Genomic DNA, 18028 nt, shown 5'->3' on the forward strand with positions numbered 1-18028 from the left:
TGTTGCATCGACCGGTTGAATCCGCCATGCGCATCCGGACATTCAATCTCTGGAGTGGTCCGCTTTTGGAAACACCCAAACAGCCCAAAGGAGCCGTACCAACGAGCCGGTAGTGCCTGCGTGGTTTGCCTCCTTGGCGACCTTGCCTCCGGTTCGCATGCAATTCGATTTGCAAGCACCTGATGGATCGCTTGCAACACTGCACGTTGAGATGCGCGCTGACCACGCGTTGGAGCAGGGCTGGCATACCGTCATGCGACAGTTGCCTGTGTCAGCTTTGATCATCGTCACTGTATTCACCCTGCTGACCTTGCTATTGCGCGTGAATGCGCGCTTGCTGCACCGCCTGAATCTTGCGACCAATGCCCTGCGTTCCGGGGCGCTTGATGCTCGCATGGAGGAAACAGGTACGCTGGAGATGCGTGCAGTCGCCAAAACATTCAATGCCATGGCCGCAGAGATCCAAAGACTGGTGCTCTCACTTCAGCAAAGCAAATCAGAACACAGCGAACAGGTGCATTTCACCCACCAGTTCATCAATGCCCTGCCCTTGCCAGTATTTGTGCGCGGCCAGGATGGTACCTGCCTGGGGGTCAATAAAGCCTGGGAGGATTTCTTTAACCTCTCATCCGGTACCGTGGTCGGTGGACGTCTGCGCAGTGACTTTGCCAATTTTCCAAGAGGGCAAAACCTTTTTCGAAAAGAGGCGGTTCCGAGGGAAGACCACGAGATTCAAATCCAAGTGGATGAACATCAGGTTCGGGACATGGCGTATTTCCGGGCACCTTTTACATTGAGAGACGGAACCCAAGCGGGAACTATAGGCGCGCTGGTTGACATCACAGATCGCAAAAATGCCCAAGCAGCGCTGCAGGCAGAAAAAGAGAGGGCACTCGTCACCCTGTCATCCATCGCAGATGGGGTCATTACGACTGACGCTGACGGTCGCATTGAAAGCATGAACGAAGCCGCCCAATACCTGACGGGTCATATCCTTGATCAGGCCTTGGGGCTCCCCCTGTCGTCCATTTTTCGCCTCGACCACGGCTCCCAGCCCTTGCCACAGGGCTTGCAGGTCAACCGGCTGCATCAGGTCCATGCGCCGGTCCATGCGCTCAACCAATTGCTGGTGCATCGCTCGGGTGAGCGCTACGCCATTGAGTTCACCGCCTCCCCCATACGCCAAAACGGTGGCAACGTATCCGGTTGCGTACTGGTGTTCCGTGATGTGACCGAGACCCAGGAACTGCAAAAGAAAATTTCCTGGCAAGCCCGGCATGACGCTCTTACAGGGCTTAACAACCGGACAGCCTTGGCGGAGCGTCTCACCCATGCCATTTTCCAGACCCGCGAAGCCGGCCAATCTTTGGCCGTCTGTTTGCTGGATCTCGATGACTTCCAACGTATCAATGAATTCCATGGGCAATGGGTGGGCGACCGGCTCCTCAAAGAAGTCGGCTTGCGCTTGCGCAGCTTGGTAGACGACAGCAGTGACATCGCCCGACTGGGGGGCGACGAGTTCGTTGTCCTGCTGCGCGGCAGTGCAGCGGCTAGCCCAGAGCTGGACGCCAGGATCCGGGTGTTGTTGGACAGGCTTGCGCAACCCTATGAGATTGATGAAGTTACTGTCAGTTGCACGGCCAGCGCAGGCGTTGCGCTGTATCCCCAAGACAAGGCCAGTCCTGACACATTGCTTCGCCACGCGGATCAAGCCATGTATCAGGCCAAGCAGGCTGGTCGTGGTGGATTGCACTTCTTTGATGCGCGGCTGGATGAAGAAGTCCAGACCACCTTCAACCGTGTATCCAGAATCGGCCAGGCACTGCTTGACGAAGAGTTCCGCTTGTTCTACCAGCCCAAGGTGAATATGCGAACCGGAAAGATCATCGGTTTTGAGGCTCTGTTGCGTTGGCAACATCCGCAAGATGGCCTGCTCGGTCCCAATACCTTTCTCCCACTCATTGAGAACACAGATCTCATCGTCGAGAACAGGCCATTGGGTGATGGAGCAGGCCTTGCTCCAGCTGCAGGAATGGGTTGCCGCGGGCCAGCACTGGGTCATCAGCGTCAATATCGCGGCTCGACATTTCCATCGTCCGGACTTTGTGGACGCACTGCGCGCCCTGTTCCAGAAGTACCCTGATGCTCCGGTTCAGCAGCTGGAACTCGAAATCCTGGAGTCGGCAGCCCTGCAAGATGTCCAGCAGATGCGGCAGATGATGCGAGAGTGCCAGGCATTGGGCGTCAGTTTCGCGCTGGACGACTTCGGCACCGGTTTCTCGTCCCTCTCCTATCTGAAGCGGCTGCCGGCCGAGACCATCAAAATTGACCGCATGTTTGTCGATGGCATTCTTACCGATCCTGAAGACAGCACCCTTGTCAGCGCCATTGTGGGACTGGCTCGGGCATTCGATCGCGCTGTGATCGCTGAAGGGGTGGAAAACTCCGCGCAAGCCGAAAAGTTGTTGTCCCTGGGGTGTGAACTGGGACAGGGCTATGGCATCGCCAAACCCATGCCTGCAGACACCGTCCTGGAATGGGCCGCCCGGTACCTCGCCGTTAAAACCTAGCGCAACCGCTGCGCAATCTGTGGAGAGAGAGTGCCCATGAACACTTCGACTCCCTCGGTATAGCTACTGGCAAGGCCCAGTTCCTTGTTGATGTCCCCGTGGCTCAGGTCATGCCCTGATACCTGTACCCGCACGCCCAGCGTGGTGGCATGCGCGCTGAAGGCTTTGGCTTGGGCGCAGGAATCTTCGCGCCGGGTGGAACATACCGCCAGCATGGGCTTGGCCGCCGCGTGGAGTTGCTGCAAGGGCGAGGCCGCTTTCCAGAATTCCGGGTCCGTCCCGAAGGCCGCGTCATAGAGCTTGAAGTGGCGCTCCTGCATGATGGGAGCGATATCCAGCGCCGCACTGTCCAGCAGCACAGACCCCAGCCAGGGCTGTGCGCCCGCTTGGGGGCCGTAGTTGGAGGAGGAAGAAAGCAGGGCAATCAGATGCGCACCGGCAGAGTGCCCCATCAGCACAAACTGTTTGGGGTCGGCGCCCCAGGCCGGCGCTCTGGATTGCGCATTGGCCAGGGCCCGGGCCACATCGCGGACCTGGTCCAGGGGATCGGCCTCTGGCAACAGCCGGTTGTTCACCGACACCAGCACAAAGCCTTTGGGCACCCAGCGTCCCGCTTTGTTGTCCACTACATTGCTGTGGCGCTTGTCGCCGGTACGCCAGCCGCCGCCGTGCACCATGAAGATGACCGGCGCAGGTCCGCCTGCCGGGTTGTCCGGCAAGTACACATCCATTTTTTGCTTGGGGTCGTTGCCATAAGGGACGTCGCGCAGCACCTTCAGGCGGCTGTCGCTGATGGTGATTCCGTCCGGGTTCTCCAAGGCCTCTTCGGACGCTCCCTTGCCCATGGCCTCGCGCCGCTCCACGAGGTGCTGTTTGATACGGTCCAGCAAGGGGCCCGCTTGCACCGGGCCAGTGAAGCTGAAAAGGCCAAAACCGAGACAGGTAGCAAGGGCGAGAGTCGGAAGTCGCAGCGAAGTCATAAGGGGTGCACCAGGTTCATGTCGGGCTTGTCCAGCCAGGCGATGAACTCGTCCACCATCTGCTGGCTGGCACGGGTGGCGGCTGTCCATGCCTTCACCCGTCCATCCAGATCATTGCCGTAGTGCGTAAAGTCTGTGCGGTCCGGTAGTTTGCTGTTCGGTAAAGTTTTTACCCAATCCTGGTTGGGCGCCAGTACGACCATGGTGTCCAGAAACGGGCTGCTGCGGTGCCGCCACTTCAAGCCTTTGTCCAGCCAGCCAGGCACCACGCTCTTCTGGAAATGCGGGTATAGCACCAGCCTTGGGGCATTCATTTGGCCGCTGGCGCCCGTGGAATGTGCGCGAGAAGCTCCTGAATTGATAGCGTTTTGCGTGCTGCCGGCACCGGGGTAGTTCAGGTGCAGGTGGTAGTCGGTGATGCCGCCATCCCAATAGGCGCCTTTGGGGGCACCCGGAATGTCCTGGATGGCGCGAAGCACAAAGGGAATCGAGCAGCTGGCTTGCAGCGCCGGGTTGAAGTTGCCTTCACTCAAGGCCACCTGGCGGGTGCGGTAATCACCGGTAGCAAACGGCAAGGCCGCTGCCCTACCCTGACCGGCCACCGTACTGGAAAACACCACCCGCTCCAGCCAGGCACCCATGGCTTTGCGCCGCACGGTGTTGGTCAGGAAGGCGCCGAGGTAGCCGAGTGGCGTGCGCAGTCCGTGCTCGGTGTGCAACACGTGGCGTCCGCGCGAAGTCACGATATGCAGCCGGTAGCGTGGGTGGTTCAGCACCTCGGGAATACGCCCGCCGTAAAACGATTGCAGGCTGCGGCCGAAGGTTTCGCTCACCTGGTCCGCGGTCACCCGCTTCTGGCCGGGTGCCAGCTCGTAATGCTGGTGAATATAGTCGTGCTCCAGCCGTTCAAACGCAGTCACCGGGTTGTTCAGGCAAGCGGTTGCCATGCGCCAGGCACCAATCGACGCACCGACCAGATCCACCGCCTGGTCCGAGCGAGGCAGCCATTCCCCGAACAAAAAACGGTCCATCGCGCCCAGAATCAACCCCTTGGGGCCACCGGCGGCACCGGGAATGGTGGCGACATGTTGAGGTTGCAGGCCGTGGGCCGCCAAAGACGCGCGGGCCACCGGGCCCGCATAAATTCGAAGTGCTTTCATGATCCAGTCAGGTATGGGCTGCCCAGTCAAAAGGGTCTTGCTGCAGCACCATATCGATGTTCAGGCCCAGTGCCACACCTACCGCGTCGGGGTAGGTCACGGCCAGGCCTTTGTCGTTCAAGTGGGCCTCCTTGCCGCGTGCGCGCCACGCCGCCAGGTGGATAACGCCGGCCAGGGGCTCGTAGACGTTGTTATCAAACGGCGCGTACTGGTGCTCAATGGCGTCCACCATGGGCTTGGGGAATTGCCACATGCGGGCATAGCCGGCGCCCACGCTGGCATAGCAGTAGCCCAGCACACTGCGCTCTACAAACGCACGGTTCAGGCCGAGGGCGGGCACTTCGTTGTCCAACATGACGCACACCTCGGGCATGGCCAGGTGCATGGCGAGTTCGCCCACCGCGTGAATCAGTCCAGTTGTGAAGGCGGCTTGTGGGTTGAGCCGCACCAAGGTGGCCAGCGAGCGCGAGAGCTTGGCCACGTTCAGGCTGTAGTCCCAGAACTGCGGCAAATGCACCCCTGGCACGGCCTTGGGCGACGCGGCCGCAGCGGCTGCTTGCGCCATGGTCTGCACGTGGCTCAGGTCCAGCAGGGCCAAAGCTTCCGACACGGTGCTGATCTTGCCGGATTGCTGGAAAAAACTGGAGTTCGCGAGCTGCAGCAAACGGGTGGTCAGCGCCGGGTCGGTGCTGATCAGCCGGTTGATTTTGTGGAGGTCTGGCTCCGGGCGTTCCAGTTCGCTCAGCAGCAAGGCGACCACTTTGGGAATGCTGGGCAGATGGAACTGCTGCTCCAGCAAGGCGCTGAGATTCATGACGGGCCTTCCGCAAGCTACAAACGATGACGCTCGATTATGGCCTGCAGAGGGCGCCGCGTGCTGGCAAAGACTCAGCGCTTGAGCTTGGCGAATGCCGCGGCCATGGCGTTGCCGGCAGCCGGTGCGCTGTCCTGGTAGCGGCCCACCTGGCGCTCGCCACGGGCCGGGCCCTGGTAGCGGTTATCACCGGCTCTTTGGCCTCCAGCGCCCTTGGCACCTGCGGGAGCAGCTCCTATTTTCATAGTAAGGCCGATGCGCTTGCGGGCCACATCCACTTCCACCACCTGCACTTTGACGATGTCGCCGGTCTTCACGACCTCGCGTGCATCGTTCACAAACTTGTGCGCCAGCTGGCTTACATGCACCAGGCCGTCCTGGTGCACGCCCAAGTCGATGAAGGCGCCGAACTGGGCCACGTTGCTCACGGTGCCTTCCAAGATCATGCCCTCCTTCAGGTCGGCAATGTCTTCCACGCCGTCGTTGAAGCGCGCCACCTTGAAGTCCGGGCGCGGGTCGCGGCCGGGCTTTTCCAGCTCGGTGAAGATGTCTTTGACGGTGATCACACCAAACTGCTCATTGGCAAACAGCTCGGGCTTCAGGGTCTTGAGCATGTCTGCCCGGCCCATGATCTCGGCCACCGGCTTGCCGGTTTTGGACATGATTTGCTCCACCACCGGGTAGGTCTCGGGGTGCACGCCTGTCATGTCCAGCGGGTTGCTGCCACCGCGAATGCGCAAAAAGCCTGCGCTCTGCTCAAAAGTTTTGGCGCCCAGGCCGGTCACCTTCATCAAATCCTGGCGGCTGCTGAAGGCGCCGTTGGACTCGCGCCAGCGCACTACCGCTTTGGCCACGGTACCGGACAGGCCGGATACGCGGCTCAGAAGCGGCACGGAGGCCGTGTTCAGGTCCACACCCACCGAGTTCACACAGTCTTCCACCACCGCGTCCAGCGTCTTGGCGAGTTCGCTCTGGTTCACATCGTGCTGGTACTGGCCCACGCCAATGCTCTTGGGGTCGATCTTCACAAGCTCGGCCAGTGGGTCTTGCAGGCGGCGGGCAATCGAGGCCGCACCGCGCAGGCTCACGTCCACATCGGGCATTTCTTGAGAAGCGTATTCGCTGGCAGAGTACACCGAGGCGCCTGCCTCGCTCACCACCACTTTGTCTACCTTGATCTCGGGCGCGCCGGCCTGGGCGGCCATCTTGGCCAGCAGCTTGATCAGGTCGGCAGCCAGCTTGTCCGTTTCGCGGCTGGCGGTGCCGTTGCCAATCGCAATCAGATTCACGCTGTGCTTGGCGCACAGCTTGCCCAAGGTGTGCAGCGAGCCCTCCCAGTCCTTGCGTGGCTCGTGGGGGAACACGGTGGCGGTGTCCACCAGCTTGCCGGTGGCATCGACCACGGCCACTTTCACACCAGTGCGGATGCCGGGGTCCAGACCCATCACCACGCGCGGGCCGGCAGGTGCTGCCAGCAACAGGTCGCGCAGGTTGTCAGCAAACACCTTGATGGCCACCTTCTCGGCGTCTTCCCGCAGACGGGCAAAAAGGTCGCGCTCAGTCGACAGGCTGAGCTTGACCTTCCAGGTCCAGGCCACGCACTTGCGGATCAAGTCATCGGCGGGGCGGCCCTGGTGGCTCCAGCCCAGCTTGAGCGCCAGGCGGCCTTCCGCCAAAGACACCACCGCTGCAGGTCGTTTTGCTACAGAATTTGTAGCTGCTTGCGCAGATGCTGCGGGCGCTAAAGCCTGATTTGATGCAGAAACCGGCTCGGGCAGCACCAGCTTGGCATCAAGAATGTCCAGCGAGCGTCCCCGGAACACCGCCAGCGCACGGTGGCTGGGCACGCGGCCAATGGGTTCGTCGTAGTCAAAGTAATCGCGGAACTTGGCCACGTCGGCGTTGTTCTCGTCCTTGCCATCCATAAGCTTGGAGCGGAACAGACCCTCCTGCCACAGCCACTCGCGCAGGTCCTGTACCAGCACCGGATCTTCGGCCCAGCGCTCGCTCAGTATGTCGCGCACGCCGTCCAGCACCGCCAGCACGGTGGTGAAGTCGTCGCCGGCTTCGGTTTTTTCCTTGAGCACAAAGGCCTGTGCCTCGTCCATGGGCACCAGCTGCGGGTTGGCAAACAGCTTGTCCGCCAGCGGCTCAATGCCGGCTTCGCGGGCGATCATGCCCTTGGTGCGGCGCTTGGGCTTAAAGGGCAGGTAAATGTCTTCCACTTCCTGCTTGGTCGCGGCTGCGTCGATGGCGGCCAACAAAGCGGGTGTGAGCTTGCCTTGTTCTTCAATGCTTTTGACCACTGCTTCCTTGCGGTCACGCAGCTCGCGCAGGTAGCTCAGGCGCGCTTCCAACTCGCGCAGCTGGATATCGTCCAGCCCGTCCGTCACTTCTTTGCGGTAGCGGGCGATGAAGGGCACGGTGGCACCGCCATCCAACAAGGCCACGGCGGCCTCGACCTGCTGGGGGCGCACCCGGATTTCTTGCGCAATCTGCGCGATGATTTTCTGCATTGCGAAAAAAGCCGGTCAAAACCGGCACGGGAAATCGATCAAGGGCGGGAGTGTGCCACACCCGATCGCCTTACACTGTCCCCATGCGCAGACAAAGTCTCCGAGTAGTTCTGGCCGCCCTGGTTGGGGTACTGGGCATTGTCTTGCCGCTGCGTGGACAGGCCCAACCGGTAACGGTAGCCATGGGCCTGAACAAGCCGCCGTATGTCATGGACGGAGGCACATCGGGCCTGGAAGTGGACATCGCGCGTGAAGCGCTGGCTGCAGTGGGGCTCACCATGCGGCCCCAACAGCTGCCACCGGCCCGCGGGCTGATGTTGCACAGAGCCGGCCAAATTGACATCCTGCTCACGGTGGACGAAGGCATAGGGGGGGACGGCTTTTTCTCGGAGCCCTACATCAATTACCAGAACGTTGCCATGTCGCTTTCGGCGAACAAGCTGAGCATCAAGCGGATTGAGGATTTGTCCAGCTACTCGGTAGGCGCCTTCCAGAATGCCAGCATGATTTTGGGTGAGCGCTTTGCAGCGGTGGCCCGCCGGCATGCCCGCTACCAGGAATACCCGCAACAGGTCATTCAGAACAACCTCTTGTTCACCGAAAGGGTGGATGTCATCGTCGGTGACAAACGCATCCTGCATTACCTCTCCAGCCAACTGGATGCCAAGGTCGATGTCAGCAAGCCAGTTACTGTTCACCCGATCTTTCCTCTCAGTCCGCGCAAAGCGGTTTTCAAGGATGCCGCGCTGCGCGACCAGTTCAACACGGGCTTGAAGCTGATTCAGGCCAACGGCGTCTATGACGGCATTCTGAAGAAGTACGCCAACTTTCAATAAAGCCGCGTGCAGAGGCGCTTTCTGGGTTACAAACGCTGTCCATTCCTTTCAGACGGCAAACCGATGCTTTCTTCCCCCCACAGCGTCGGCACCCCGCCTTCTGCCGCCCCCCGCCCGCTTGTGCACTGGACCGAACACGGCCAGCCCTGCTCCGCCCTCTGGCGCTCGGAGCGCGACGCCGCAGCCCCGGCCAAAGTCGTGCTGGCCGACGACACCATGACGGCCGACGCCGCCTACCAGCTGGCCTGCGGCGGCACAGCCCTCTTGTGGCGCGGCGATTTCAACAACGCCCGCCAACTGCTGCAAGCACTGCAGCGCCGCATAGACACCCCGCCCCGGCGCAAAAACCGCGGCGTAACACCCAACAAAACGCCACCCGCCTCCGCCGACGTAGCCATGGACCCGCAAGTCTTTCACCTGCACCGCCAGGCCCAAGCCCAGCGCGCCCGCATTCTGGCGATGGTGCTGCTGCCGTTTGATGCGGTCTACGCCATCCCCCTGCGCCGCGCGCCGGACGCCAAGCTGGCCTGCACCCAGGCCTGGGGCGCAGCGGCGGTGGACGAACCGGCCAGCGTCGCCTCCCTGCGCGACCTGCTGGGCATGCGCAGCGCCAGCGAGTGGCGCAAAAACGGCGTCGAAATAGCCGCTTTGGGCATCGGGCCCGACAACCGCATTTACCCGCACTACGGCGTGTTCTCGCCGGTGCGAGGGGAATATATCGACTTGGTGGCCGCCGCGCCTCTGCCCGCCCAGTCAGGCAAGGACGTGCGCAACGCCCTACCCTTTGTGGCCTTTGACATAGGCACCGGCTCGGGCGTGTTGTCGGCAGTGCTGGCCCGGCGCCAGGACATGCACATCGTCGCTACTGACCAGGACGCCCGCGCCATGGCCTGCGCCACGGAAAACTTTGCCCGCTTGGGGGTGACCGCGGGCATAGACCTGCAGCAGACCGACATGTTTCCGGCAGGCCGTGCGAATTTGGTGGTCTGCAACCCGCCCTGGCTGCCCGCGCGCCCGAGTGCGCCTGTGGAATACGCCGTTTACGACGAAAACAGCCGCATGCTGCTGGCGTTCTTGGCAGGGCTGCCCGCCCACTTGCGGGAGGGCGGCGAAGGCTGGCTCATCATTTCCGACTTGGCAGAACGCTTGGGCCTTCGCAGCGCCACCATGCTGGCGGATGCCATCGGTGCTGCCGGCCTTGTGGTGCTGGGCCGCTGTGACGCCCGCCCGCAACACGCCAAAGCGCTCGACGTACAGGATGCTTTGCACCGCGCCCGCAGCCGCGAAGTTACCACGCTGTGGCGGCTGGGCGTGGCACCTGCGACCCTGCAATAACGCGGCTACCATTGGCCGCACTGTGTTTTGTGAGGACGCCATGCGCGCACTGTTTCATCTGGCTTTTCATGTCCGTAATCTGAACGAGGCCCGTGCCTTCTACGGCACCGTGCTGGGCTGCCGCGAAGGCCGCAGCACCGACACGTGGGTGGACTTCGACTTCTTCAGCCACCAGATTTCACTCCATCTGGGCGAGCCCTTTCACACCACCAACACCGGCAAGGTCGGCGCGCACATGGTGCCCATGCCGCACTTGGGCGTGATCCTGCTGATGGACGACTGGAATGCGCTGGCGGACCGTCTCAAGCAGCACAAGGTGGCCTTTGTGCTGGAGCCTCAAATCCGCTTTGCGGGGGAACCGGGCGAGCAAGCCACCATGTTTTTCCGCGACCCAAGCGGCAACCCGATTGAGGTGAAAGGGTTTGTGTCTTGGGAGGCGGTGTATGCGGCTTGATGAATACATGAATCCCGATAAGCGCCGCTTAGCAGCCAGCCGATCACTTTGAGATTCTGGCGTTGCATGTCCCTAGGCATTGCCTCGACTGCTTTGCAGCGGGAGCGGTCATTGGGCTTGTCATCTCAGTTGGTAGGCTTAAGCTATTTCAATTTGCGCAAATCAATGCCCACAGTCACCAATATTGAACTTTTGACTTAATAACTAATGCGAATCCTAGGAATACTGCTATCCGTCATTGCCCTGCTTTCTGCGCTTGTTAGTGCCTTTCTCTTTTTTTGGTGGATTCCCTTATTCATAAGTCACTTCGTCATGTGGGATGTTGACAACCCCATTAATGACGTTTGGGGCGCATACACGAACTCAAACTTCAAGTTGTTGACATATTTATTGAGAGATTATTTTGCAACGCTGGCTGGGTTGTTTGGATGGATTGCATTGATTGCACTTTGTCGATATGCAGGGCGTGATTGGAAGACCCTACCGAGATGGATTTCTGTCGGTTGCCTCTTTGGAGCAGCGTCTGTACTGACAGGCCCATACCACTTTTCACTTGCGATTCCCCCAATATCACTAGCTTTGTCAATACTGGGGCAAATATGGCTCCGCTCTAAAGTTGAGTAGATAGACAAATTCTCGACCGCTATCAGCTTTTTGGGAGTATTTGGATTTCGCTTCCAATGCCATTGGTGCACCCTGCTGAAGGTTTGCTTCAGAGAGTAACCAAAGTCCGCTCCCAGCGGCGGATTCAACCGGTCGATGCAACACATTCGCTGAACATTTCAGCGGGTGTATGGAAGCCGAGCGTTTTGCGCGGCCTCTCATTCAATTGTCTGGCAATTGCATTGAGTTGAACCTGAGAGAAACCCGAGAGGTTCATGCCCTTTGGCATGTACTGTCTTAGCAACCCATTCGTGTTCTCGTTGCTTCCACGTTGCCATGGGCTTTGCGGATCGCAGAAGTAGACTTGGATGTCGGTGGCTACGGTGAACTTCTTGTGTCCATGCATTTCCGTACCCCTGTCCCAAGTCAATGACTTATAGAGCTCTTGCGGCAGTTTTTGAGCGTTCTTGATTAGCGCGCTGACAACTGTTTGCGAGTCTTTTCCATCGAGTTTGACTAGCATCACGTACCGCGTCTGACGCTCAACCAGTGTTGCGATCTGGCTATTGCCACTGCCAAAGACTAAGTCCCCTTCCCAGTGACCAGGTACTGCTCGATCCTCAACGCCGAGTGGCCGCTCACTGATCGAGACAGCGTCGATGATCTGTCCGTGGATTGCCGTCTTCTGCGTGTAGTGACGAGACCGACGCATGCCACGAGTACGCCTCAGATGGGCCAAAAGCTCCTTCTTCAAGGCGCCACGTGCTTGGATGAACAGGCTGCGGTAGATGGTCTCGTGTGACACGTGATGGCTTTCGTCGCACGGATAAGTATGCTTGAGCCAGCCTGCGATCTGTTCCGGTGACCAGAGCATCCGCAGCTTCATTGCCACGATGCGAGCCAAGGCACGGTTATGCACTAACTTGCAGACCTTGGGGCGATGCCCCCGATTCCATGCAGCTTGGTCGGCTTGATTCGCGCGGTAGTTCTCTTGGCCGCCGTTACGCTTAATTTCACGACTGACAGTCGAAGGGGCACGTCCGAGCGTCGTCGCTATCGCTCGAATCGACAAGCCAGCCACCACCGCACGCGAAATCTCCTCACGCTCTGCCAACGTCAGTGCAAGACAGGAACGGCGACGCTCTGGTGGGCGGATTCCACCTGTCTCTGCCAGGATTTGGCGCACCGATCCATGGTGGCGATCAAATAGCTTGCCAATCTCGTGCAGCGTCCACCCTTGCTTCCAGCGCTCCCACATGAGCGCCTTCTGACTGTCTGTGTAGTAGGTTCGCGTTCGATACTTCATCTGCAACACTCCTTCTGCTCGCGCAGGTTTTAGTGTGTTGCATCGACCGGTTGAATCCGCCGCCTGTTGCAGCCATTCAAAAAGATAAAAAACCCCGCAGCAATATCGGTGTCATGCTGTCTCTTTAACTCACAGCGCATCGCCCCAAAAGCAAAAGGCCCTCAACAGAGGGCCTTTTTGTTTTGCATGCGGCGACGCGGGGTCGCCAGCGGATGCAGGGCTTAGCGGTGACGCTTGCCGGGGTTCTTCTTGCTGCGTGTGGCAACACCACGTTCCAAGCTCACGCGCTGACCACGTCCGGGGGTGGGCAGGCTTTGTCCGGCCAGAGGGGTAGGACGTGGAGTGGCTTTGCGGTCGGCTTCGGTAAAGATTTTGTTGCCCATGTGGCGATCCTGTTGAGGTTGGTGTGAAAACACGTATTTTCTCATTTTTTCGGGCGCTATTTCCAAGCCCTTGATGGAAGGCCCCAACGCATAGCCCTCAAGGCCCGTGGATGGGCGTGGTTTGCCACAATCCTCGCATGCAGGCCTTTTACTCCGACCAGTTCGTTTTGCCCTTGCCCGAGGGCCACCGCTTCCCCATGGCCAAGTACCGCATGCTGCGGGACCGCATCGCCGCAGAGCTGTCGTCCATCCAGTTAACAGAAGCACCCGCTGCCACCGAGGGCGAGCTGGCGCTGGTGCATACGCCGGCCTACATAGATTCCATTCTTCAGGGCACCGCTGAGCCCGCCGTACTGCGCGAAATCGGCTTCCCCTGGAGCCCGGCGATGGCCGAACGCGCCCTGCGCTCGGTGGGTGCTACCGTGGCTGCGGCGCGTGTGGCAATGACTGAGGGCTTGGCGGCCAACCTTGCCGGCGGCACACACCACGCCTATGCCCACAAGGGTGGCGGCTTTTGTGTGTTCAACGACTTGGCAGTGGCTGCCCGTGTGCTGCAAGCCGAATGGGGCCGCAGCCGCCACCCCGATGGCAGCCGCCGGCAGCCCCTGCAAGTGGCGGTAATTGACCTCGACGTGCACCAAGGCAACGGCACGGCCAGCATCTTCCGGCACGACGAATCGGTGTTCACACTTTCACTGCACGGTGACAAGAACTTTCCCTTCCGCAAGGAGGACAGCGACCTCGACATTCCGCTGCCCGATGGCTGCGCGGATGCGGAGTACCTGAGCACCCTGGAGCATGCTTTGCAAGAGCTGGAAGGCCGCTTCACCCCCGGCATGGTGTTTTTTCTCGCGGGTGCGGACCCGCATGAAGGCGACCGTCTGGGCCGCCTAAAGCTCACGGCTGATGGTCTGGAGGCCCGCGACCGCCGTGTGCTGGACTGGTGCTGGCAGCGCCGGATTCCGGCGGTCATCACCATGGGGGGCGGCTACGGGGTGAATCTGGAAGACACCGTGGGTGTGCAGCTCAACACGTACCGGGTGGCTGCAAGCTACCGCAGCCGCTGGGCCGGCCTGCTAGTGGCCGCGTAGATCAAGCGGCCTGCGACGCCTGGTGTTTGGCGCGCCAGGCAATGAAGTCCGGCAGCGGAATCGGCTTGCTCATGAAGTAGCCCTGCGCCTCGTCGCATTGCAGTTCCACCAGCTTGTCCAGAATGGCCTGGTTTTCTACCCCCTCAGCCACCACGCTCAGGCCCAGGTTGTGCGCCAGATCGATGGTGGAGCGTACGATCTTGGCGTCGCTCTCGTCGTTCTCCATGCCCATCACAAACGATTTGTCGATCTTGAGTTCATTGACTGGTAGCCGCTTGAGGTAGGCCAAGGACGAATAGCCTGTGCCGAAGTCGTCAATCGAGAGTTTGAATCCACGTTCCGAGAGACGATTCAAGGTGGCCTCCGCACGCTGCGGGTCGTCCATGATGGCGCTCTCGGTGATTTCTAGGCAGAAGGCATTGGTCGGTGCGTTGTGCTTGAGCATCATGGCATCCAGCTTGGCCGGGAAGTCCTGGTCCAGCAGGTCACGGGTAGACAGGTTGATAGCCACGCGCAGGGGGCGGCCGTCAGCTCGCAAGCGCGGCAACTCTTTGGCCACTTCTTCAAACATCCACAAAGTGAGTTGGCGGACAAAGCCAGTCTGCTCCGCAAACGGAATGAACTGCATGGGCGGCACCAGGCCACGCACAGGGTGCTGCCAGCGTACCAGTGCTTCGGCAGCAATCACCGTGTTGTCCGACAGGTTGAGCTTGGGCTGCAAATAGAGACGCAACTGACCGTCTTCCACTGCATGGCGCAGCTCGGTCAGCAAGGACAGGGTCTGGGTACTCGAAGAATCCAACGCAGGATCGTAAATCTGGATGCCGGTCGTTTTGCGTTTGGCCACGTACATGGCAATCTCGGCACGGCTGAGTAGCATGTCCACATCCTGCGCATGCTGCGGCCAGGATGCGAGGCCGATGCCGGCGCTCAGATCGACGGTCTGGTCTTCCAGCTTGAGCGGGGCCTCAAAGGCAATGGCAATGCGGTGTGCAATCGGGGTGGCCTGGGTGGCGTCTTGGTCTTCCACCATGACGGCAAATTCATCGCCACCCAGGCGGGCCACCGTCCCGAGGTCGGGAGGGATATGGGTAGACAAGCGGTCTGCCACCGCCTTGAGCAATTGGTCGCCAAAGGCATAGCCCAACACATCGTTGACGTGTTTGAAGCGGTCCAGGTTCAGCATGATCACGGTGACGGGATGAGCCGGGCCGCCCCCTGCGCTGCTGGCCTGAATGGATTGCTTGATGAGATCGCGAAACTGGGTGCGGTTGGGCAGACCAGTCAGTCGATCCCAATAAGCCAGCTGCATGATTTCGTGTTGCTGGCCCTGGATGCTGGTGCGCATCTGGTCAAACGCGCGGGACAAGTCCCCGACCTCGTCCCGGTGGCGCATGGCCGGCAAAGACTGCGAATAGTCTCCGCGACTGAGTTGTTCTGCCGCGCCTGCCAAGGCGCGCAGCGGAACGGTTACACGCTGCGCAAGCAGGGCGCTGCCTATTGCAAAAAGTGCCAGACCAACCGCAGTGATCAGCAGCAAAGCGAGTTGAACGTTTCTGTAAGGCGCCACAACCTCATCGAGCGAACGAAGCACGTAAGTGTGAAAGCCGTTGACTTGGGGCCGCGGGGCACTCTCTTGTACGACCAGGGTTTCTCCAGCGATCTCTAGGTCGGTGGCAGGATTCAGCGCCTTGAGTTCCGATGCGTTATCCGATGACACACTGGTCAGCAGGACTTGCTTGCCATCACTTAGCAACGCGATATGTACGCCGGAGAGTTTGAACATGGCGTCTGCCTGCGCTTGCTCCAGCTCGAAGCCCATCAACACCCACCCGATGGTAAGCGGTGCCTTGACGGGAACCATGACAAACTGGTACAGCCTTCCGTCAATCAGCTCGATCTTGTAGCTGGCGTCTGTGGTACCCAATTCGGAGGCCACACGGCGAAGCACAGGCAATAGCTTGTCTTCCAACGCCATATCGGCCCCGGTTGTCTTGAGTTCAAACTGCGGGTCGTAAAAGGCAGTGATCGTGGCCTTCACACGAGCACCAAAGTTCTCCATGGTGGAGCGAATGGTTTCAATGTCACCCGTCCCCAAGGCGGAGCGAAAACCAAAGTCTTTGGCCACCACATCCGCGCCCGAGCGCAACCGTTCGGTGTTCTGGTCAATGAGCTGCCACCACACCCGGTCGCCGATTGCGAGTTCCTGTTGGAGTTGGGCTCTTACATTGCTTTTGATACTGCCCTGCACTACGCCGTACACCGCAGCCTGGATCAGCAACAAAAGCACCAGTGAGAACGCGACAAATTTGGTTCCCACTCCCCACCGGTCGTAAATCCTACCCAGAATCAAGCCGCACTCCCCGCGAGTTTGATGACGACGGGCGCATTGCCACCGCCGACGGTTTGGGCCTGCTCTGCGGCGGCTGCGCCGGTCGGCAAGCTGGCGTGCCAAGTGCGCAGCTTGTAGCTGCCGGCGGGTGCATCGATGGTGAGATGGCCCTGGGCATCGGTTTTTCCGAAATAGGGCGTGTCCACCACCACTACCCAAGCAACCATGTTGTCGTGGATGTTGCAGCCCAGCACAGCGATGCCGCTCTTGTCGAACACCACTGGGTTAGCAGGTACACCGGCGTACAGCTTCAAATCAAAGGTCTTGGCAGGCGAAAACGAATACACGTGGTGCCGCACCGTGTCGTTGTTGGGAAAAAGAATCGAAGTGCCCGTGGTTACTACCGTTACCGCGGGTGAAAACTGCTTGGCAGCCTGCACCACCTCAATGCCCTTGAGGGGCTTGGAGGCCGACTTGGCGTCTGCCGACTCCAGAAACACCACCGCATTGGGCAGGGGTTTGCCGTTCTTGTCCTGCACCTGAACTTGCAGGCCCGCAGCAGAAGCACTGAGCCCCACGGAGGCCAGGCCTGCGAGTAGAAGAAACCGGCGGGTAAGGGCTTTCCAGCGCATCGATGGCTCCAAGTTGGCTGCATCAAAAATGATGCCTCTGCGTTGGAGATTACTCTACCTCAAGCTGCCGCGCTTCAGGCTGGAGTTCGCAGGGCTTTTCGCAGTTCTATGCCCAATTCGGGCTTGTGGGCAAACGGGTCGGTAGGGTTGCGGGCCAGCATCACATCTTCCATGCGGGTCTGGACGGAGCCTATGGCTTTGGGGTGACTGTAGATGTAGAAACGGCCTTCAGCCACGGCATCGAACACCATTTGCGCCACCTGTGCGGCAGTCACCTTGCCACTCGTCACTGCCTTGTCGGTCATGGCCTGGCCGATCATCTGGCTACGGGTGAGCTGGGCTGGAGCCGCATCCGAGGGGCGGTTGCGCTCGCTCTGGCTGATGCCGGTCGGCACAAAGAAGGGGCACAGCACACTGGCAGACACCTGATCAGTGACCAGCGCCAGGTCCTGGTACAGGGTCTCGCTCAGCGACACCACGGCGTGTTTGCTCACGTTGTAAACCCCCATGTTGGGCGCGTTCAGCAGGCCGGCCATACTGGCGGTGTTGACGATGTGGCCCTGCCAAGCAGGGTTCTGCTTGGCGGCCTCCAGCATCATGGGGGTGAACACCCGCACCCCGTGGGCCACGCCCATGAGGTTGACGCCCAGCACCCATTCCCAGTCGCGGGCGGTGTTCTCCCAGATCAGGCCCCCTGCTCCTACGCCCGCGTTGTTGAACACCAGATGCGGCGCGCCAAAGCGCTGCAGCGTGGCAGCACCCAGCGCCTCCACCTGCGCAGCCTGCGACACGTCGACCCGCATACCCAGCACCCGGGCGCCTGCGGCTTCCATTTCGGCAACCGCCTTGTCCAGCGCGTCTTGCTGCACGTCGGCGAGCACCAGGTTCATACCCAGCCGGGCGCCTATGCGAGCGCATTCCAGCCCGAAGCCGGAACCTGCGCCGGTCAGTACGGCGGTTTTGCCTTGAAAGTTTGGAATCACAGGGGGTCTCCTCGTTATGGGTATAGGTCAGCG

Annotated in this window: 15 protein-coding genes; 6 read left to right on the plus strand and 9 right to left on the minus strand. The window is 60.3% G+C overall.

The genetic code is table 11. The features are described from left to right. Window positions 1-157 precede the first annotated feature (157 nt). Window positions 158-2143 carry a diguanylate cyclase domain-containing protein gene (locus RAN89_RS12080; RefSeq protein WP_313866540.1) on the plus strand — a complete coding sequence of 662 codons (1986 nt, stop codon included), beginning with the start codon at window positions 158-160 and terminating at the stop codon, window positions 2141-2143. Further along, complete coding sequence (locus RAN89_RS12085) at window positions 2025-2570, plus strand: EAL domain-containing protein (RefSeq protein ID WP_313869392.1); 546 nt, start codon at window positions 2025-2027, stop codon at window positions 2568-2570. Before RAN89_RS12080 ends, RAN89_RS12085 begins: the two co-directional genes overlap by 119 nt. On the opposite strand, the gene RAN89_RS12090 is transcribed toward RAN89_RS12085, so the two are convergent. The 4 genes from RAN89_RS12090 to RAN89_RS12105 all read right to left on the minus strand — a co-directional run bounded on the left by RAN89_RS12090 (window position 2567) and on the right by RAN89_RS12105 (window position 8040). Beyond that, the gene (locus RAN89_RS12090) at window positions 2567-3550 is read right to left on the minus strand and encodes an alpha/beta hydrolase (protein ID WP_313866541.1); all 984 of its coding nucleotides are present in this window, start codon (window positions 3548-3550) and stop codon (window positions 2567-2569) included. The genes RAN89_RS12085 and RAN89_RS12090 overlap by 4 nt on opposite strands. Further along, window positions 3547-4710, minus strand: coding sequence for a patatin-like phospholipase family protein (locus RAN89_RS12095; RefSeq protein ID WP_313866542.1), 1164 nt, complete (start codon window positions 4708-4710; stop codon window positions 3547-3549). Before RAN89_RS12095 ends, RAN89_RS12090 begins: the two co-directional genes overlap by 4 nt. A 7-nt stretch (window positions 4711-4717) precedes the next feature. Then, window positions 4718-5524 (minus strand): HDOD domain-containing protein, encoded by an 807-nt coding sequence (locus RAN89_RS12100; protein WP_313866543.1) that lies wholly within the window; start codon window positions 5522-5524, stop codon window positions 4718-4720. Between the two features lie 74 nt (window positions 5525-5598). Continuing rightward, window positions 5599-8040 (minus strand): Tex family protein, encoded by a 2442-nt coding sequence (locus RAN89_RS12105; protein WP_313866544.1) that lies wholly within the window; start codon window positions 8038-8040, stop codon window positions 5599-5601. Between the two features lie 83 nt (window positions 8041-8123). Between RAN89_RS12105 and RAN89_RS12110 the strand changes: the two genes are divergently transcribed. The 3 genes from RAN89_RS12110 to RAN89_RS12120 all read left to right on the plus strand — a co-directional run bounded on the left by RAN89_RS12110 (window position 8124) and on the right by RAN89_RS12120 (window position 10665). Next, entirely contained in the window at window positions 8124-8876 is a 753-nt protein-coding gene (locus tag RAN89_RS12110) for a substrate-binding periplasmic protein (RefSeq protein ID WP_313866545.1), read from the plus strand. A 63-nt stretch (window positions 8877-8939) separates the two neighbouring features. After that, on the plus strand, window positions 8940-10211 hold the full coding sequence (locus RAN89_RS12115) for a class I SAM-dependent methyltransferase (protein ID WP_313866546.1): 1272 nt from the start codon (window positions 8940-8942) through the stop codon (window positions 10209-10211). Between the two features lie 40 nt (window positions 10212-10251). After that, window positions 10252-10665, plus strand: a complete 414-nt coding sequence (locus RAN89_RS12120) for a VOC family protein (protein WP_313866547.1) — start codon at window positions 10252-10254, stop codon at window positions 10663-10665. Between the two features lie 748 nt (window positions 10666-11413). Here the strand turns inward: RAN89_RS12120 and RAN89_RS12125 are convergent. Both RAN89_RS12125 and RAN89_RS12130 read right to left on the minus strand, forming a co-directional pair. Then, window positions 11414-12574, minus strand: coding sequence for an IS30 family transposase (locus RAN89_RS12125; RefSeq protein WP_313866236.1), 1161 nt, complete (start codon window positions 12572-12574; stop codon window positions 11414-11416). A gap of 221 nt (window positions 12575-12795) precedes the next feature. Next, entirely contained in the window at window positions 12796-12957 is a 162-nt protein-coding gene (locus RAN89_RS12130) for a hypothetical protein (RefSeq protein ID WP_313866548.1), read from the minus strand. 137 nt (window positions 12958-13094) lie between these two features. On the opposite strand from RAN89_RS12130, the gene RAN89_RS12135 reads away from it, so the two are divergent. Beyond that, on the plus strand, window positions 13095-14048 hold the full coding sequence (locus RAN89_RS12135) for a histone deacetylase family protein (RefSeq protein ID WP_313866549.1): 954 nt from the start codon (window positions 13095-13097) through the stop codon (window positions 14046-14048). Between the two features lies 1 nt (window position 14049). On the opposite strand, the gene RAN89_RS12140 is transcribed toward RAN89_RS12135, so the two are convergent. The 3 genes from RAN89_RS12140 to RAN89_RS12150 all read right to left on the minus strand — a co-directional run bounded on the left by RAN89_RS12140 (window position 14050) and on the right by RAN89_RS12150 (window position 17995). Continuing rightward, a complete protein-coding gene (locus RAN89_RS12140; RefSeq protein WP_313866550.1) occupies window positions 14050-16368 on the minus strand; it encodes a putative bifunctional diguanylate cyclase/phosphodiesterase in 2319 nt (772 codons plus the stop codon). A 29-nt stretch (window positions 16369-16397) separates the two neighbouring features. Beyond that, complete coding sequence (locus tag RAN89_RS12145; RefSeq protein WP_313866551.1) at window positions 16398-17012, minus strand: methylamine utilization protein; 615 nt, start codon at window positions 17010-17012, stop codon at window positions 16398-16400. Between the two features lie 74 nt (window positions 17013-17086). Next, complete coding sequence (locus RAN89_RS12150; RefSeq protein ID WP_313866552.1) at window positions 17087-17995, minus strand: SDR family oxidoreductase; 909 nt, start codon at window positions 17993-17995, stop codon at window positions 17087-17089. Between the last annotated feature and the right edge of the window lie 33 nt (window positions 17996-18028).

The organism is Rhodoferax mekongensis (assembly GCF_032191775.1).
Classification (GTDB): Bacteria; Pseudomonadota; Gammaproteobacteria; order Burkholderiales; family Burkholderiaceae_C; genus Allorhodoferax; species Allorhodoferax mekongensis.

Excerpts from the sequence above, each read along its gene's own strand:
- RAN89_RS12080 (WP_313866540.1), top strand. The coding sequence starts at position 158 with ATGCAATTCGATTTGCAAGCACCTGATGGATCGCTTGCAACACTGCAC.
- RAN89_RS12090 (WP_313866541.1), bottom strand. The coding sequence starts at position 3,550 with ATGACTTCGCTGCGACTTCCGACTCTCGCCCTTGCTACCTGTCTCGGT.
- RAN89_RS12095 (WP_313866542.1), bottom strand. The coding sequence starts at position 4,710 with ATGAAAGCACTTCGAATTTATGCGGGCCCGGTGGCCCGCGCGTCTTTG.
- RAN89_RS12100 (WP_313866543.1), bottom strand. The coding sequence starts at position 5,524 with ATGAATCTCAGCGCCTTGCTGGAGCAGCAGTTCCATCTGCCCAGCATT.
- RAN89_RS12105 (WP_313866544.1), bottom strand. The coding sequence starts at position 8,040 with ATGCAGAAAATCATCGCGCAGATTGCGCAAGAAATCCGGGTGCGCCCC.
- RAN89_RS12110 (WP_313866545.1), top strand. The coding sequence starts at position 8,124 with ATGCGCAGACAAAGTCTCCGAGTAGTTCTGGCCGCCCTGGTTGGGGTA.
- RAN89_RS12115 (WP_313866546.1), top strand. The coding sequence starts at position 8,940 with ATGCTTTCTTCCCCCCACAGCGTCGGCACCCCGCCTTCTGCCGCCCCC.
- RAN89_RS12120 (WP_313866547.1), top strand. The coding sequence starts at position 10,252 with ATGCGCGCACTGTTTCATCTGGCTTTTCATGTCCGTAATCTGAACGAG.
- RAN89_RS12125 (WP_313866236.1), bottom strand. The coding sequence starts at position 12,574 with ATGAAGTATCGAACGCGAACCTACTACACAGACAGTCAGAAGGCGCTC.
- RAN89_RS12130 (WP_313866548.1), bottom strand. The coding sequence starts at position 12,957 with ATGGGCAACAAAATCTTTACCGAAGCCGACCGCAAAGCCACTCCACGT.
- RAN89_RS12135 (WP_313866549.1), top strand. The coding sequence starts at position 13,095 with ATGCAGGCCTTTTACTCCGACCAGTTCGTTTTGCCCTTGCCCGAGGGC.
- RAN89_RS12145 (WP_313866551.1), bottom strand. The coding sequence starts at position 17,012 with ATGCGCTGGAAAGCCCTTACCCGCCGGTTTCTTCTACTCGCAGGCCTG.